The 15645-nt window shown below is 45.7% G+C and carries 16 protein-coding genes and 1 pseudogene; 7 read left to right on the forward strand and 10 right to left on the reverse strand.

Annotation, left to right across the window (positions count from 1 at the left end):
* Nucleotides 1-97 precede the first annotated feature (97 nt).
* From QUB52_RS04255 to QUB52_RS04275, 5 genes and pseudogenes are all read right to left on the reverse strand, one after another.
* Nucleotides 98-346: a DUF4926 domain-containing protein gene (locus QUB52_RS04255; RefSeq protein ID WP_332973853.1), complete on the reverse strand. Its 249-nt coding sequence runs from the start codon at nt 344-346 to the stop codon at nt 98-100.
* 31 nt (nt 347-377) lie between these two features.
* Nucleotides 378-725: a XisI protein gene (locus QUB52_RS04260; RefSeq protein ID WP_332973852.1), complete on the reverse strand. Its 348-nt coding sequence runs from the start codon at nt 723-725 to the stop codon at nt 378-380.
* Between the two features lie 126 nt (nt 726-851).
* Nucleotides 852-1244: a hypothetical protein gene (locus QUB52_RS04265; protein WP_332973851.1), complete on the reverse strand. Its 393-nt coding sequence runs from the start codon at nt 1242-1244 to the stop codon at nt 852-854.
* Nucleotides 1237-1875, reverse strand: a complete 639-nt coding sequence (locus tag QUB52_RS04270; protein ID WP_332973849.1) for a Panacea domain-containing protein — start codon at nt 1873-1875, stop codon at nt 1237-1239. The genes QUB52_RS04265 and QUB52_RS04270 overlap by 8 nt, the downstream gene beginning before the upstream one ends.
* Before the next feature lie 233 nt (nt 1876-2108).
* A pseudogene (locus QUB52_RS04275) lies at nt 2109-2267 on the reverse strand (type II toxin-antitoxin system RelN family antitoxin); the annotation flags it as partial.
* A gap of 85 nt (nt 2268-2352) precedes the next feature.
* Here QUB52_RS04275 and QUB52_RS04280 point away from each other — a divergent pair.
* Together QUB52_RS04280 and QUB52_RS04285 are read left to right on the forward strand one after the other, a co-directional pair.
* Complete coding sequence (locus QUB52_RS04280; RefSeq protein ID WP_332973847.1) at nt 2353-2496, forward strand: hypothetical protein; 144 nt, start codon at nt 2353-2355, stop codon at nt 2494-2496.
* A 59-nt stretch (nt 2497-2555) separates the two neighbouring features.
* On the forward strand, nt 2556-3803 hold the full coding sequence (locus QUB52_RS04285) for a hypothetical protein (RefSeq protein ID WP_332973846.1): 1248 nt from the start codon (nt 2556-2558) through the stop codon (nt 3801-3803).
* A gap of 169 nt (nt 3804-3972) precedes the next feature.
* On the opposite strand, the gene gltB is transcribed toward QUB52_RS04285, so the two are convergent.
* The gene (gene gltB / locus QUB52_RS04290) at nt 3973-8559 is read right to left on the reverse strand and encodes a glutamate synthase large subunit (protein WP_332973845.1); all 4587 of its coding nucleotides are present in this window, start codon (nt 8557-8559) and stop codon (nt 3973-3975) included.
* 202 nt (nt 8560-8761) lie between these two features.
* Here gltB and QUB52_RS04295 point away from each other — a divergent pair, with 202 nt between their 5' ends.
* The 5 genes from QUB52_RS04295 (at nt 8762) to QUB52_RS04315 (ending at nt 12053) form a co-directional block, all read left to right on the forward strand.
* Nucleotides 8762-8974 (forward strand): DUF433 domain-containing protein, encoded by a 213-nt coding sequence (locus QUB52_RS04295; protein ID WP_265234931.1) that lies wholly within the window; start codon nt 8762-8764, stop codon nt 8972-8974.
* A gap of 278 nt (nt 8975-9252) precedes the next feature.
* Nucleotides 9253-10248 carry a Fic family protein gene (locus QUB52_RS04300; RefSeq protein WP_332973844.1) on the forward strand — a complete coding sequence of 332 codons (996 nt, stop codon included), beginning with the start codon at nt 9253-9255 and terminating at the stop codon, nt 10246-10248.
* Between the two features lie 383 nt (nt 10249-10631).
* Entirely contained in the window at nt 10632-11051 is a 420-nt protein-coding gene (locus tag QUB52_RS04305; RefSeq protein WP_265234933.1) for a phosphomannose isomerase type II C-terminal cupin domain, read from the forward strand.
* Nucleotides 11052-11148: 97 nt separating this feature from the next.
* Nucleotides 11149-11478: a HesB/IscA family protein gene (locus tag QUB52_RS04310; RefSeq protein ID WP_265234934.1), complete on the forward strand. Its 330-nt coding sequence runs from the start codon at nt 11149-11151 to the stop codon at nt 11476-11478.
* An 8-nt stretch (nt 11479-11486) separates the two neighbouring features.
* Complete coding sequence (locus tag QUB52_RS04315) at nt 11487-12053, forward strand: Uma2 family endonuclease (RefSeq protein WP_321161589.1); 567 nt, start codon at nt 11487-11489, stop codon at nt 12051-12053.
* 540 nt (nt 12054-12593) lie between these two features.
* Here QUB52_RS04315 and acs read toward each other — a convergent pair.
* From acs to QUB52_RS04335, 4 genes are all read right to left on the reverse strand, one after another.
* A complete protein-coding gene (gene acs, locus QUB52_RS04320) occupies nt 12594-14564 on the reverse strand; it encodes an acetate--CoA ligase (RefSeq protein WP_265234935.1) in 1971 nt (656 codons plus the stop codon).
* Nucleotides 14565-14866: 302 nt separating this feature from the next.
* Nucleotides 14867-14992, reverse strand: coding sequence for a hypothetical protein (locus tag QUB52_RS04325; RefSeq protein ID WP_265234936.1), 126 nt, complete (start codon nt 14990-14992; stop codon nt 14867-14869).
* Between the two features lie 4 nt (nt 14993-14996).
* Nucleotides 14997-15293, reverse strand: coding sequence for a type II toxin-antitoxin system RelE/ParE family toxin (locus tag QUB52_RS04330; RefSeq protein WP_265234937.1), 297 nt, complete (start codon nt 15291-15293; stop codon nt 14997-14999).
* Nucleotides 15290-15622: an addiction module protein gene (locus QUB52_RS04335; protein WP_265234938.1), complete on the reverse strand. Its 333-nt coding sequence runs from the start codon at nt 15620-15622 to the stop codon at nt 15290-15292. The genes QUB52_RS04330 and QUB52_RS04335 overlap by 4 nt, the downstream gene beginning before the upstream one ends.
* Nucleotides 15623-15645 lie beyond the last annotated feature (23 nt).

The raw sequence follows: 15645 nt of genomic DNA on the forward strand, positions 1-15645 counted from the left end.
ATTAAGATATTTGTAGAATCAAATAAGTTATACACTGTCGAAAAATTAAGATTTACCGCAACTTATTGAGCGGATACGCACGAACTGCTTCCTGTGCTTACGCAGCTAAACTATTAACAAGTCTCACTGTAGGTCTGTCTGCACCCGTGGGCGATCGCAAAAAACTTCCAGGCACGGTGACAACTGCTACAGTGTTTCCCAGCATATCAAAGAACTCAACGCTGTAACCTGTTTCTAGTCCTTCAACGTCATGTTGTTCTACCACTGTACCGATATCACCGGCATAGAGTCCTTCGTCAGGGCGATCGTCTAGTAAGATAACATCTGAATAAAGTTCGTAATTCATAATATCTTCTGTTAATTTCCCCATAAAGGCGCTAGGAAGCGACTGCAAAATCTGTGTATTGCCGCATTTCAGGCTCGTGAAATGCCAGCACAATATCTTCTTTGGGAACTCCTGCTTCTACTAAATCCGTTGCAATCCCATATTCTGTCCAGTCTTCCTCGATCCAAAATTTGCGATCGCGAATCCGAACGTAGACAGTCATCCCCGTAAGGCGATCGCCCTTTGGCCAGCCCAGGTTCATCCAGATGTAATGACCGTTTTGCTCGTCTGCAATCAAGAATGTTTCGGTGTCTTGTTGGGCATGGCGATTATTGCACAATTCTATATACTCGGTCAAAATACGCTTGATTAGTTTGGGATACTCGATTAGTTTATCCATTGCACAATTTCCTCTACTTCTGTTTTATGCAATATCTAACATTAGTCCTCCTCAGATTCACAACTCATAAATTCGCGATCGGAGTGTAAGATTTCAGGTTTCCAGAATTAAACGCTCAACAAAATCTCACGATATTCCCAAGCAACTTTTGAGGGCGACTTTATACCTATTCTTCAACCGCTTGGAAACCAAACCACCCTGCTGGATTTGTGCCAGAACAGCCACTGAACAAGATCCTTTTGGAATAGGACTACCAGCCGTAATTAATCGAGCTAGTTCAGTAGCATTCATCTCACGAGCATATTGGTAATCTATCACAGACTCACGGATTATAAAGCTTGGCACACCAGAACCTGGTAGGAGAATACAGGCATCTTCAGAATTAGGTCTGCGGCTAGTGACGTTAACGAAGAGATAGCTGCTTTCAGAAGTTTGTGCAATGGCAATATATAGATGTTCACTGTTAGGAGGTGTATCCAGCAAAAAAGCATCTCCCAAATTAATGATGATGCTAGCCATTCAAAACCTCATCTAGATATGCCTCCCGGATGGCTGACTGCTGAACTTCGGCTATTTTCTCGTCACTGTTACCCATCAAAACCCCATCTAGATATGCCTCTCGGATGGCTAATTGCTGAATTTCACCTATTTCTTCGTCACTCTTACCCACATTTTTTAGAATATCCTCTACAGCAATCGGAATGGCTGAACCATGCGGATCTTGCCATTCTGGAAGGTCATGAGTCCACTCAGCAACCAGAAAAGGATCGAGATCCCCAAAAGCTTGATAAACCTCTTGAATGATTTCCTCCTCTTCTTCGCAAAGATCTGCATTCCCTGGATCGTTCAACAGGGAAACAAGATGTTCATTTTGTTCAGGTCTGGTAATGAACTTAGACCAGAGAGGTAAGGCATTATCAATGGGATTCCCTTTAATCAGGTCATAAACACCACTGAGGACGGGGCCGTAATTCATAGATACATAACGATCGCCAGTAATCGGTTGCTCTATGCGTTGCAATGAAATACGGTCAGCTATGTAAAGCATCTTCAATAAGCCTAAATATTTCATAGGCTTACCGTGCAGCTTTAAGAACACTGCTGCTGCTTCAATAGCTTTCTCTGGATGAAACCGAAATTGGATTGGCATAAGCATTTTGGAAGAGTGCTTCACAGTAGTACAACTTCATTGTAAACCATAATGATTTGTCAGTTATTAGTGCTTTGACAAAGCATAATAGAAATCTGTGTGACGACAGTATTCTCTTAATTGTTTCCGACTGATAACGTGCATTTAGCGATCGATCTGATGTTTTCTAGATATCTCAACACGGTTTCCCCAGCAGCAATTCAGCCGTGACTTCAATTGCGATCGGTTGTGGATCAATTATCATCGATGCCGTCCCACATTTGAGACAAAGGGAGAGTTTGTCCGGTAATTGCTTCATGGAAGCCTTGCTGAAACCCTTGGAGGACGGTTTCGATGGGGTCATCATCTGGCTCGATATCAGTGTCTTCCGACACTAAGACAATAATCCGAACGTGGCTGTAAGCTGTTAGTCATTTAAATTTCTTGCCTGAACCCCTTACCGTATGGGGTATAGACTACAAATAATGCAGTTTAAATGTGGAACAGCTTAGTTGGCAAGCGCAAGGGGGCGATCGAGCAAAAGTCGCCCTCGATCGTCAATTTTTCCTGTGGTTTCAATTGCTTTCATCGTCTCTCTGTGTCATAATTGATTTGCATGGTGGTAATACCTTATTTCCCTAAAGCCTTGCTAAGGATATTGGTAACCGCTGAACATAAAGGTTATTTTGCAAAAGAAAGCCATGAATCTTCTTGAAATTGTACATGAAATTATAGGATTGGCAGAAACTGGTAATTATTGGGGGAGAGATGTCTCTTTTCAAAGTTTTGGGATGGGTGACAATGCTATCAACTTTGTCAACGAAAATAAGCTCAAATATATTGACGCAATATCAAGGGCATTTAATTTCGACAAGGAAATTGAAACAACCTATACGTTAAAGAAATATGAATCGCTACTAATAAAACATTTTAGAGAGCATTTTTTTAATAAGATTTTAGTAAAAAAGGAGGATATATCATCGTTTATTAAAAAGCTTAAGGCGGAAAGTATAAAAACATTTTCTGTATTCCGAGACATACATGGAATAGTTTTAAACAGCCCCACAAGTCCCTTGTTATTGGGCGGTTATACAATATACGAGTTTGCTTCACAAAAAGAGTTTATTGAGTCAAAAATTGACTCAAAAACAGATTCATTTCTGGAAATATGGGGCAATGACAATCCAGAATATTTAATTGAATGGAAGGCTGAAGCAAGACACTTTGAAAAAGCAGTTGAAATTGCTGACGAACATTTTGAGCGATTCGAGCTTATCCTAAGATATGTCCTAGGTTCCGCCACAAATCGCTTTGAAGTTGGCGTTTTAAACTACCAAGGCTGGCGTCATCGTAAAGCTTACATATTGTCTGATATGGGGGAAGTGTCAAACTCATGGACTAGGCATGGCCCAAGAGAGCCGATACAACTTGACGATCCATATTTTGTAAAGGAGGATACTGGATATCACACTGTTTGGGGTTTTACTACAAACAAAAATCTTAATGAGTTTCAAAAAAGAATTATGTTGGCAGTTGAATGGATCGGGCAATCAATGGCTGATCCCTCACCACCAAGTGCTTTTATCAAGGCGGCCATCGCTCTAGAAATTATCTTTACACCTAGCAAAAAGGCAATCATTACTCCGTCAATTGTAAGTCAAATTTCTGAAAGTATAGCTCTTATATTAGGCAGCTCAGTCGAGGAAAGATTAAAAAGCGAAAAAAGAGTAAAAGAATTGTATGAATTGAGATCGCAAATTGTACACTTGGGCAACAAAGATATTAGTCAAGCAGATTATAAAGAGCTGCTTGAAATAGCACGTTCTGTAATAAAAAAGATACTCACATCAGACAAGCTTAATAGCGTTGATTCTGTAGAAGAATTATATACTATTCTCAAAAAAATTAAATATTCGGGTGATGCAATATCACAAAGCGCTGGACTCTGATAAATTACTCGCTGCGCTCATAATTTACTCTTGCACCGCCAGTCAATACAGCTATAACTCCGGCTCAAACAATAGCCATTAAAGTAATTAATAATTAGTAATCGATCGCTCGTGAGGAATAGGTAATTGGTTGTTAGTAACACTCATTACCCATTCCTCATTTTAAACCCTAACTGCCGCCAATCCGAGCGACATCGCGAGCATTTTCTTCAAACGCAGCCGTCAGCGCATCATCACCGCTCAAACCCGATGCGATCGCCCTTTCAATGGCCTGCAACACCCGCTTATAATCCCGCGGCATCACCTTCACAAACACCGGCACCATCTCATCCCACGCAGCAAGAACCTTTGATGCTTTTGCACTTCCAGTCAAATCAACATGAGTTTGAAGCATCAGCCGCAAATCGCTAATCTCCTCAACATCCTCCAATTTTTCCAAATCCACCATCGACATATTGCAGCGAGTAGCAAAATCCCCCGCCTCATCCAAAATGTAAGCAACACCGCCACTCATACCCGCTGCAAAATTGCGCCCGGTTTCACCCAAAACTACAACTTTGCCGCCAGTCATGTACTCGCAACCGTGATCGCCCACACCCTCAACTACGGCGTTTACCCCGGAATTGCGGACAGCGAAACGTTCCCCCGCCATCCCCCGGATGAAAACGTCACCAGCGGTGGCTCCGTAAAGCACCACGTTGCCGACAATCACATTTTCTTCTGCGACAAAGGTAGAAGCCGGCGACGGATACAAGATGATTTTGCCGCCGCTCAGGCCCTTGCCGAGATAGTCGTTGGCCTCGCCTTCGAGCTCCAGCGTGACTCCCTTGGGCACGAATGCGCCAAAGCTTTGTCCCGCGCTACCTTGGAAGTGCAGGTGCACCGTGTCATCGGGTAAACCTTCCCAGTGGCGTTTGGTGATTTCGTTACCGAGAATTGTGCCGACAACGCGGTTAATGTTGGTAATTGGGAGTTTTGCGTGCACTTTTTCGCCATTTGCGATCGCACCTTTGCACAAATCCAACAACACAGTCATATCCATCGACTTTTCCAACCCGTGATCCTGCGCCATTTGACAATAGCGCCCGACATCCGCCCCAACCTCCGGCTGGAACAGAATGTTCGAGAAATCCAAACCCTTAGCCTTCCAGTGTTCCACCGCTTGCTGCGCTTCCAACACATCAGTGCGGCCAACCATTTCATTCAGCGTGCGGAAACCCAACTGCGCCATGATTTCACGTACTTCCTGCGCGATGAATGTCATAAAGTTTACCGTGTGCTGCGGATCGCCGGTAAAGTTTTTCCGCAACAAGGGATCTTGAGTCGCAACACCCACAGGGCAAGTGTTTTGATGGCAGACGCGCATCATGATACAGCCCAAAGTTACCAGCGGCGCGGTGGCAAAACCGAATTCCTCAGCACCAAGCAGTGCAGCAATTGCTACATCGCGCCCGGTTTTCATTTGACCGTCGGTTTCCACAGCAATGCGACTGCGGAGATTGTTGAGTACCAAAGTCTGGTGAGTTTCCGCCAATCCCAACTCCCAAGGTAAACCCGCGTGTTTGATCGAAGTTTGCGGGGATGCGCCTGTACCGCCGTCGTAGCCGGAAATTAGCACCACATCGGCGTGGGCCTTCGCTACACCAGCCGCGATCGTCCCGACTCCCACTTCCGACACCAGTTTGACGCTAACCCGCGCTTCCCGGTTGGCATTTTTCAAGTCATGAATCAATTCGGCCAAATCCTCGATCGAATAAATGTCGTGGTGAGGAGGAGGCGAAATCAAACCCACACCAGGAGTCGAGTTCCGTACCTTGGCAATCCAAGGGTATACTTTTTTACCCGGTAACTGTCCGCCTTCTCCGGGTTTTGCCCCTTGTGCCATCTTGATTTGCAGTTCCCGCGCTTGGGAAAGGTACAAGCTGGTAACGCCGAAACGCCCGGAAGCTACTTGTTTGATCGCGCTGTTTTTCGAGTCACCCCGATCGTTCGTCCAAGTGTAGCGATCGGAATCTTCGCCGCCTTCACCGGTGTTCGATTTGCCACCAATGCGGTTCATGGCGATCGCCAAAGACTCATGCGCTTCTTGGGAAATCGAACCGTAACTCATCGCCCCAGTTTTGAAGCGTTTAACAATCGCTTCCACGGGTTCTACTTCTTCAATTGGGATTGATTCCCGCTGCTTGAATTGCAACAAACCGCGCAAGGTAAAATGCTGCTGATTTTGTTCGTTTACCAGCCCAGAATACTGTTTGAAAAGCGGATAACTGCCCTCGCGTACCGACTTTTGCAGCGCGTGAATTGTCTGCGGGCTGAACAAATGCGCCTCGCCTTCTTTCCGCCACTGATATTCGCCGCCGACATCGAGAGTATGTCCGCTGCTGGGGCGTTCTGGGAATGCGTGAGTGTGGCGCAAAATTGCTTCTTGGGCGATGATTTCCAAGTCTACACCTGCAATCCGCGATGCTGTCCAAGTGAAGTATTTATCGACTACGGATTTGTTCAATCCGATCGCCTCAAATATCTGTGCACCGCGATAACTTTGAATGGTGGAAATCCCAATTTTTGAGGCAACTTTTGTCACACCCTTAGTTGCGGCTTTCACGTAGTTTTTGCAAGCTGTTTTGTAATCAACATCTAGCAGCAATTTTTCGCGGATCGAATCGGCGATCGTCTCAAAGGCCAAATACGGATTAATCGCACCGCAACCGTAGCCGATTAAAGTCGCAAAGTGATGCACTTCGCGCGGTTCACCGGATTCGAGAACAAGTCCCGCCTGCGTGCGCGTACCTTTACTGATCAAGTGGTGGTGCAGGCCCGCAACCGCCAGCAGCGCCGGAATCGGAGCGTTTTCGGCGTTGATGCCCCGATCGCTCAAAATGATGATATTCACCCCAGAGGCGATCGCGCTATCTGCCGCTGCAAACACATCTTCTAACGCCTGTTCGAGACCTTTTACCCCGCTTTTGGGGTTGAACAAAATCGGCAGTGTGATAGAGCGGAAATTGCCTAGATTTACCTGTTTGAGTTTTGCTAATTCTTCATTGCTGAGAATTGGGGTTTTCAGTTCGATTAAATGGCAGCTTTCTGGTTCTGGCTTCAGCAAATTGCGTTCAGCGCCGATCGTAGTTTCAGCAGAAGTTACAATTTCTTCGCGGATCGAATCTATCGGCGGATTGGTAACTTGAGCAAACAGTTGCTGGAAGTATTCGTAAAGCAGTTTTGGGCGGTTGGAAAGTACAGCCAGCGGCGTATCCGCACCCATTGCACCGATAGCTTCTACACCATTTTTTGCCATTGGGGCTAACAGCAACCGCAGTTCTTCAAAGGTGTAGCCAAAGGCCATTTGGCGCTGGATCAATGTTTCGGGGTCGGATTCTGCGACTGCTGGCGCATCTGGGAGTTTGGCGATTTCGACCATGTGCTGGTCAATCCACTCGCGGTACGGGTGTTCTGTGGCGATTTTGGTCTTAATTTCCTCATCGGAAACGATGCGGCCTTCCTCGGTATTTACTAGGAACAGCCGCCCCGGTTGCAGGCGGCCTTTTGAGAGGATTCTTTCTGGGGCGATCGGCAAAACTCCGGCTTCCGATGCCATAATTACTAAGTCGTCTTTGGTGACGCAGTAGCGGGAAGGGCGCAAACCGTTGCGATCGAGCACTGCGCCGATCGATGTTCCGTCGGTAAATGCGATCGAAGCCGGGCCATCCCAAGGTTCCATCAAGCAGGAATGGTATTCGTAGAAAGCTTTTTTCTCGTCACTCATGGACTCGTGGGCTGTCCAAGGTTCGGGAATCATCATCATGACGGCGTGGGGTAAAGAACGCCCGGCCAAATATAGCAATTCCAAAGCGTTGTCAAAGATAGTTGAGTCGCTACCTTCGATGTTGATTAAATTCGGGATTTTCTTTAAATCATCTCCGAACAACTCCGACTCGAACAAGGATTGCCGCGCGTGCATCCAGTTGATGTTGCCGCGCATGGTGTTGATTTCGCCGTTGTGGGCGATGTAGCGGTAAGGGTGCGATCGTTCCCAACTCGGAAAAGTATTGGTGCTGAAGCGCGAGTGAACTAGGGCTAAAGCGCTTTCCATGTCGGGGTCGTGGAGGTCGGGATAGTAATCTCCCACTTGCACCGGCATTAACATTCCTTTGTAGACGATCGTCCGGCACGACAGAGTGGAATTATACCAGTATGGGTCTTTTTCTGTCCTGCGGATGGCGTTGTGAGCGCGTTTGCGGATCACGTACAATTTACGCTCGAAGGCCGCCTCATCGATACCTGCGGCGCGCCGGAGGAATACTTGCTGCATGAAGGGTTCGCTAGATTTGGCGGTGTCGCCCAAGGATGAGTTGTCCGTGGGAACTTCGCGCCAGCCGAGCACTTCTTGGCCTTCTTCGGCGGCGATTTGGGCAAATATGCGTTTCCCGTTTTCCCGTTCCGTTGGATTTGGCGAGGAGTAAATCGCGCCGACACCGTACTCGCCGGCTTCTGGAAGTTGGATGTTGAGGGCCGCCGTTACTTTTTTCATGAATTTGTGCGGCACTTGCATCAAAATTCCCGCCCCGTCTCCGGTGTTGGGTTCGCAGCCGCAGGCCCCCCGGTGGTCGAGATTCAGCAGGATTGTTAGTCCCTGTTCGACGATTTCGTGGGATTTGTTACCTTTCATGTGTACGATGAACCCGACTCCGCAAGCATCGTGCTCGAACTGCGGATCGTACAGGCCTTGTTTTACTGGCAGTCCGTTGTTGTTCATTTTGATGTGTCTCTCAAAGTGATGAAAAGATTTTGATCTAGAGTCAAGCGTGGGATGGCGATCGATCTAGTATCATGTATTATATATAGATTTACTCAATTGGGTAGATGCACGAAAAAATCAAAGCTGATGCGCTCGATGGAGCGTGTAAAAATAGTTGAAGCTGATGAGTTAACTATGAAACCCGAAGGTCTAAATATTTATGCTGAAAAATCCTCTAATTATTAGCGTATCTCCTGAGATTATGGGCGGCACTCCAGTCTTTGCTTGTACTAGAGTTCCAGTACAAACACTTCTGGACTATCTGAAAGCAGGAGAATCCATTGATGATTTTTTGGATGGATTTCCAACTGTGACTAAAGAGCAAGTTATTGGGTTGCTGGAAGAGGCAGAAAAACAGCTTGTTGGTAATTAGATGATAAGTTGATATTTGGATTTTTTTTAACCGCAGAGGCCGCAGAGAGCGCAGAGGAAGAGAGGAGAGATGAGCAATTCGGATATGTTGTTAATCGGTTTTTCATTAGTCTTTGTGGAACAGGCATCTTGTCTATTTTTGAGAAATGAGTTTATCGCACTATTGGATTGTATATTGCCTGTTCATAAATAAGTAAAAAATGGCTTGTTGATGATAAATTGATATTTGGTTTTTTTTAACCGCAGAGTCCGCAGAGATCGCAGAGGAAGAGAAGAGAGATGAGCAATTCGGATACATTGTTAATTAGCCTTCCATTAGTCTCTGTGGAACAGGCATCTTGCCTGTTTTGTAGAAATAAATTTATCGCAGTCTTAGTACGACTATATCCTCAGCGTCTGGGTGACATCCTCCACCAGCATTTTCCCTTCTCATCCGCGATGAATCTTTCTGAAAAACTGCAAAAAGTCGATCGCCTCAAAGTCTGGTTAGATAGCTTTCGCCCGCTTTCTCCGACTCTGGTTTCAGAATTGAAAAAACTCTACGATGTGCGGTTCACTTATCATTCTAACGCGATCGAGGGCAATACCTTGACGCAGCGCGAAACTGAGTTAGTCCTAAAAACTGGCATCACTGTCGGTGGCAAAACTTTGCGCGAACACCTAGAAGTCATCGGACATCGAGATGCGATCGACTATATTGAAGCTTTAATGCGATCGGACACTGCGATCGGTGAATGGGAAATTAAACAAATTCACAACTTAATTATAAGAGCAATCGCGCCGGATGAAGCTGGACGTTATCGGCAGTTAGATGTCAAAGCCGCTGGTACCGAATACCTCTATCCGCCTCATTATTTGCTTTCGGATTTAATGCCGGAATTTATCCAATGGCTTAACAGCGATCAAATCAAATCGTTGCATCCACTAGAGTTTGCAGCCGAAGCACATCTTCGCTTTGTTTCGATTCATCCGTTTCGGGATGGTAACGGGCGAACCGGGCGGTTATTGATGAATCTCCTGCTGTTGCGGGCCGGATATCCCATTGTGATTGTATCTAACCAGGTGCGTGCTGCGTATATCGAGGCGATCGCCCAAGCACAGCAAAATGATTCCGGGATTCATCCCCTCCTCGATTTGATTGTAGATGCAGCCCGGTACTCCCTGATCGAAACCCTGCAAATCGTAGCCACCGCCAGCGATAGTCAGAGTCAAGGGCTGCCTTTCTATCAAGAGATGCTAACAGTTTTGCAACAGCAGTCTCAAGAGCTGGATTAGGATTCATCTCAAATCCGCTGGTATCGCAATTATTCATCTGTCTCCTCTCCGACTCTGCGCCCTCTGCGCCCTCTGTGGTTAAATCATTCCAAAACAACCGTAAATCCTACAAGATGCCCCCTTAAATAAAGAACCAGTCGCCGTAGATGAAGATTTGATGTAGATTTGGGCGATCGATCACATAACAGGTGACAACTACTGTGATGATTTTGCTATGGTGGTCAAGGTGCGTCGATCGAGCTTTCACAGGCAAAACTGCAAAAATCTACAGTCCGCTAACCGGTTCGCGCGATCGGAGTTCGGTTTTCAGGATAAATTAGCTAATATCAAACCCAAAGTCGTTTACCACAGGATTCAGTAAGCAATCCTCAAGGAGTCAAAACATGGTTCAAGTTCAAGCAATTTCTAAACTATCTAGTCTGCACGCACCTGGAGCACTCAACGAAATAACCGCCACAGAATCGCGGCCTTGGGGCTCATTTACGACTCTAGAAGAAGGCCCAGGATATAAAATTAAGCGCATCGAAGTTAATCCCGGACACCGCCTCAGCCTGCAAATGCACCACCACCGCAGCGAACATTGGATCGTAGTTTCTGGTACTGCAAAAGTTACTTGTGGCGAAAGTGAACAAGTTTTGTTTACAAATCAGTCTACCTACGTTCCGCAGTGCACTTCTCACCGTCTGGAAAATCCGGGAGTTATCCCCCTGGTTTTAATTGAAGTGCAGAATGGCGAATATCTCGGAGAAGATGATATTATCCGGTTTCAAGACGATTATGCCCGCACAGAAAAAGCGAAGTAATTTACTCTCGGTAAGGTGCGCACCTTACCAGAAAATCTCCTGGTAAGGTGCGCATTGCGCACCCTACATTTCAATTACAAATTACAAATTACCAATCATGATTAATCTGAGCAAAACAGCAGCCACAGAAGTAAAACGCCTCAAGTCAAAGTATCGCAGCCCCAATGCTTTGTTTCGTCTGGGCGTGGAATCGAGCGGCTGCTCCGGTTTGTCTTATACAATGGCATTTGACGATGCGCCAGCCCCAGGCGATGCTGTATGCGAGTCCGAGGGAGTTCAAGTTGCGATCGACCCCCAGCACTTAAAATATCTGAATGAACTCACCTTAGATTATTCAGAAGACTTGATGGGCGGAGGTTTCCGATATCACAATCCCAATGCCGCCAAAAGCTGTAGCTGCGGCAACTCATTTTCGGCCAGGGAATAATCAATATGATGACCATCAAAGACTTAGAAAAAGTCCAAAAAACCTTCCAAGAAGCCGGTCAAGATTACCAACTAGAACTAGAAAGCGGGAAGATTATCATTGTGGGCCCATCAGATATTGTATCTAGCGAAATTGGTGTAATTTTCATTTGGTTGCTCGCCAATTGGGTTTATCCCCGCCGTCTGGGCCGAATATTTGACTCCGCAGGTGGCTTTATTTTACCTGATGCTAACCTCACAGCACCCGATGTTTCTTTTGTGCGGGCCGCGCGTCTCAGGCAAAGTCCGCGTTATTTCGGAGAATTAGTCCCCGACTTGGTAGTAGAAATTAAATCACAAAGCGATCACATAAAACCTCTCGAAAAAAAGATTCTGAATTTTATCGCACTCGGAGCACAAGTAGGAATTCTGATCGATCCAGACGAAGAAACTGTAACAGTTTATCGTCAGGAAGGTGAACCAATTGTGCTAGTAAATGGAGATAATTTGACTGTTACCGAACTTTTCCCTGGTTGGCAATTGCCAATTTCTGAACTGTGGCCGCCAATTTTTACAGAAGCAGAAACTCAAGCATAATCTTGCATTTTAATACAATTAGTTTACAACGAATCGCGAAGATGCGGTTCATGAGAAAAATATTGATTATGCCAAATTTTTGGATGCTCAATAAGTTGCGGTAGGTAGTAATTTGTAAGCGTTTTTGAATTCATTTTAAATTCTACAAATATCTTAATTCCTGCAAAAACTCCACGTATTTTCATGTATTATTCATCATAAACTCAATAAGTAACACAGCTTTTTTGAGCCACTAAAATCACAATTAATCCTGGGTTATACGACACTTACTAAAGGAATCAAGCGCCGATAATTCAGAGCAGTTATATTTCGGTTCACTTAAGAAGATAATTGCTCAGCGCGACTTAACCGATAAGTGTCATAATTTCTGCGATTTCTCTCACGCGCGATCGCTGCTGACAAAAAACGTTAAGTTAACCGTATTGATCTATCGCGCAGTAAATAAGTAAATTAATAATGAAACCGCAGATGAACGCAGATCAAAACACATCTGCGTTAATCTGCGTTCATCTGCTCAAATCTGCGGTTGCAAAAATACCCCTAGGAACCGCCGCGCAACTTATCCAAAACAGTCCGATCTTCCAAAGTCGAAGTATCCCCAGAAACCTCTTCTCCGGCAGCTAAAGAACGCAGCAAACGGCGCATAATCTTACCGCTGCGAGTTTTCGGCAAAGCATCGGTAAATCGAATTTCGCCGGGACGGGCGATCGCCCCAATCTCCTTCACAACGTGCTGCTTCAACTCCTTAGCCAATGCGTCGCTAGGCTGCTGCGAGTTATCCAGCGTCACAAAAGCGACAATTTCCTCACCTTTAATCTCATCCGGTTTGCCAACAACCGCAGCTTCCGCCACCGCTGGATGCGATACCAAAGCCGATTCAACTTCCATCGTGCCGAGTCGGTGTCCGGCGACATTAATCACATCATCAACGCGGCCCATTACCCAGAAATAACCATCTTTATCCTTGTGCGCGCCGTCTCCAGCAAAGTACACAAATTCGCCATTTTTGGGGTGCAAATATTCCCAATAAGTGCGGCGGAAACGCTCTGGATCGTTGTAAAGTGTACGCATCATTCCCGGCCAAGGATGTTTTACAACTAAATAACCGCCGCTTTGATTAGTTACTGGTTCGCCATCTTGGTCAACGACATCGGCGACAATTCCGGGGAATGGAAGGGTTGCAGAACCGGGTTTTGTGGGAATTGCACCGGGCAAAGCGGTAATCATAATTCCGCCTGTTTCTGTTTGCCACCAAGTATCAACAATCGGACAATTTGAGTTACCAATTACGCGCTGATACCACATCCAAGCTTCGGGATTGATTGGTTCGCCGACGGTTCCTAACAATCGTAAAGATGACAAATTGCGCGCGTTGGGCAAGTGTTCGCCCATTTTCATAAAGGTGCGAATTGCTGTTGGTGCGGTGTAGAAAACGGTGACACCGTATTTTTCAATTACGTCCCAAAAACAGCCGGGATTGGACGTGCGGGGCGCACCTTCATACATTAAAGTTGTTGCACCGTTGGAAAGTGGCCCGTAGAGGATGTAACTGTGGCCTGTAATCCAGCCGACATCGGCAGTACACCAATAAACATCGGTATCTTGTAAGTCGAATATCCACTTGGTTGTTATGTGGGTATAAAGGTTGTAGCCACCGATTGTGTGGACGACTCCTTTCGGTTTGCCGGTGCTGCCGCTGGTGTAGAGTACGAATAGCATATCTTCGCTATCCATCGGTTCGGCGGGACAATTTGCCGATGCACCTTTTTGCAAATCGTGCCACCAATGATCGCGCCCTGGTTCCATGTGCACTTCTTGTTTGGTACGCTGGACGACGAGAACGTTGGTAACGCTTGGTACGGCATTATTTCCTAATGCTTTGTCTACTTGTGCTTTGAGGCCGACGGCGGTATCTTTGCGGAAGCCACCGTCGGCGGTGATGACGAGTTTTGCTTCGCCGTCGTTGAGGCGATCGCGCAAAGCTTCTGCGCTAAATCCGCCGAATACTACGCTGTGTACTGCACCGATTCTCGCACAGGCTAGCATGGCGATCGCAGCTTCGGGAATCATGGGCATATAAATGCCGACGCGATCGCCCTTTTGGACACCCAAATCTTTGATGACATTCGCCATTTGACAGACTTCGCGGTGGAGTTGCGCGTAAGTCAGGGTACGGGAGTCACCGGGTTCGCCTTCCCAGATCAGGGCGGCTTTGTTTTTGCGCCAGGTGGTTAAATGGCGATCGAGACAATTGTAAGAAATGTTAATTTTGCCATTGACAAACCATTTAGCAACAGGTGGCTGCCAGTCGAGCACGGTATCCCACTTTTGAAACCAGTGCAATTCTTGGGTAGCGAGTTCAGCCCAGAATGCTTGGGGGTCGGCTTTCGCTTTTTCGTAGAGGGCGCGGTATTCTTCTAAGCTTTTGACGTGTGCTTTTTGGGAGAATTCAGCCGTGGGCGGGAATAGGCGTTTTTCATGCAGAATTGATTCGATGGTATCTTGTGACATCGCTGTTAGTTTTTAGTTCAGTTACTCTTTTTAGCTATTGTGTGCATAAATTGGGGCAAAAGTATGTTTATTTTCCTTAAGACGTTGGGAAATTTTGTAAGTATTGGGGATGTGTTAAAAACTATAGCACTGGTAAATTGTAAATTCTATCTTGGTACTCATTATCAAATGATGCTTCATAAATCAGAAATATTAGTTCAATGTTTTGACCGATATTCAGCTTGAAATTCAGGATAAATATTCCTGGGATATGGTGATTTTGCTCTAAATGCTCTGTTAAATGAACAGGCATAGAGCAGTCGTTATACGATCGCACTTTTCAATCTTTCTTTTAGTTCCGTTGGGTTGAGAGTAATTTCAGTCATTGTGGCGACCTCATATCTAATTGAATGATACAAGTCAAAGACTGCACATACTATTGCAAACATTTGTTTATGTTCGCACTTGCCACGTTTTTGGATCTCTCCGACTGTGAAAAATTGCTGTCACAATCACCCTACTCGACACAATCCGATAGTAAACAGCATAGGGAAAGCGTCGCACCACACACCGTCTAACATCACGATAGACAACGGGATATGATTCTGGCATCTGGCAAATTCGATTTAAAATTTCGTCCACACAGTCCAAAAAATCGTCGCCAAGTTCTAGTTGCTGACTTTCGTACCAACTGTAGGCCCCATCGAGTTCTTCACGAACTTCTGGCCGAAACACTAGCACATAATTCATGAGCGTCTTTTTACCGAAGCTTTAATTTCTTCCCAGGTCATTACATCATCTGGATTAGCTTCGCTATCACTAATCCGACGATCTAGTTCCTGTTTTTGTACTTCTGTAAGATTAGGGTAAGCTTGCTCTGCTGCGATGCTATCCCAAATTGCTTGTACAAGCCTAATTCGGTCTTCAACACTGAGAGATGTAATTTGATTCAATGTGACAGTGATATCCATACTAATTAACCTTGATGAAAGACTGGGAAATTGGTACACATAAAATATAGCAGATTTAAGGTAGAGTTGACGGTGGAGTTGAGGGACAATTAATATTGTATCAGGCAAAATTAGCTTGTAATGCCTCTATA

This window comes from Microcoleus sp. A6-C6, assembly GCF_036705955.1.
GTDB lineage: Bacteria > Cyanobacteriota > Cyanobacteriia > Cyanobacteriales > Microcoleaceae > Microcoleus.

What these genes read in the sequence shown, in the direction of transcription:
- QUB52_RS04305 (WP_265234933.1), top strand. Translation starts at nt 10,632, where the DNA reads ATGGTTCAAGTTCAAGCAATTTCTAAACTATCTAGTCTGCACGCACCT.
- acs (WP_265234935.1), bottom strand. Translation starts at nt 14,564, where the DNA reads ATGTCACAAGATACCATCGAATCAATTCTGCATGAAAAACGCCTATTC.
- QUB52_RS04330 (WP_265234937.1), bottom strand. Translation starts at nt 15,293, where the DNA reads ATGAATTATGTGCTAGTGTTTCGGCCAGAAGTTCGTGAAGAACTCGAT.
- QUB52_RS04295 (WP_265234931.1), top strand. Translation starts at nt 8,762, where the DNA reads ATGCTGAAAAATCCTCTAATTATTAGCGTATCTCCTGAGATTATGGGC.
- gltB (WP_332973845.1), bottom strand. Translation starts at nt 8,559, where the DNA reads ATGAACAACAACGGACTGCCAGTAAAACAAGGCCTGTACGATCCGCAG.
- QUB52_RS04325 (WP_265234936.1), bottom strand. Translation starts at nt 14,992, where the DNA reads ATGTTTGCAATAGTATGTGCAGTCTTTGACTTGTATCATTCAATTAGA.
- QUB52_RS04300 (WP_332973844.1), top strand. Translation starts at nt 9,253, where the DNA reads ATGAGCAATTCGGATACATTGTTAATTAGCCTTCCATTAGTCTCTGTG.
- QUB52_RS04265 (WP_332973851.1), bottom strand. Translation starts at nt 1,244, where the DNA reads ATGGCTAGCATCATCATTAATTTGGGAGATGCTTTTTTGCTGGATACA.
- QUB52_RS04285 (WP_332973846.1), top strand. Translation starts at nt 2,556, where the DNA reads ATGAATCTTCTTGAAATTGTACATGAAATTATAGGATTGGCAGAAACT.
- QUB52_RS04255 (WP_332973853.1), bottom strand. Translation starts at nt 346, where the DNA reads ATGAATTACGAACTTTATTCAGATGTTATCTTACTAGACGATCGCCCT.
- QUB52_RS04260 (WP_332973852.1), bottom strand. Translation starts at nt 725, where the DNA reads ATGGATAAACTAATCGAGTATCCCAAACTAATCAAGCGTATTTTGACC.
- QUB52_RS04270 (WP_332973849.1), bottom strand. Translation starts at nt 1,875, where the DNA reads ATGCCAATCCAATTTCGGTTTCATCCAGAGAAAGCTATTGAAGCAGCA.
- QUB52_RS04315 (WP_321161589.1), top strand. Translation starts at nt 11,487, where the DNA reads ATGACCATCAAAGACTTAGAAAAAGTCCAAAAAACCTTCCAAGAAGCC.
- QUB52_RS04310 (WP_265234934.1), top strand. Translation starts at nt 11,149, where the DNA reads ATGATTAATCTGAGCAAAACAGCAGCCACAGAAGTAAAACGCCTCAAG.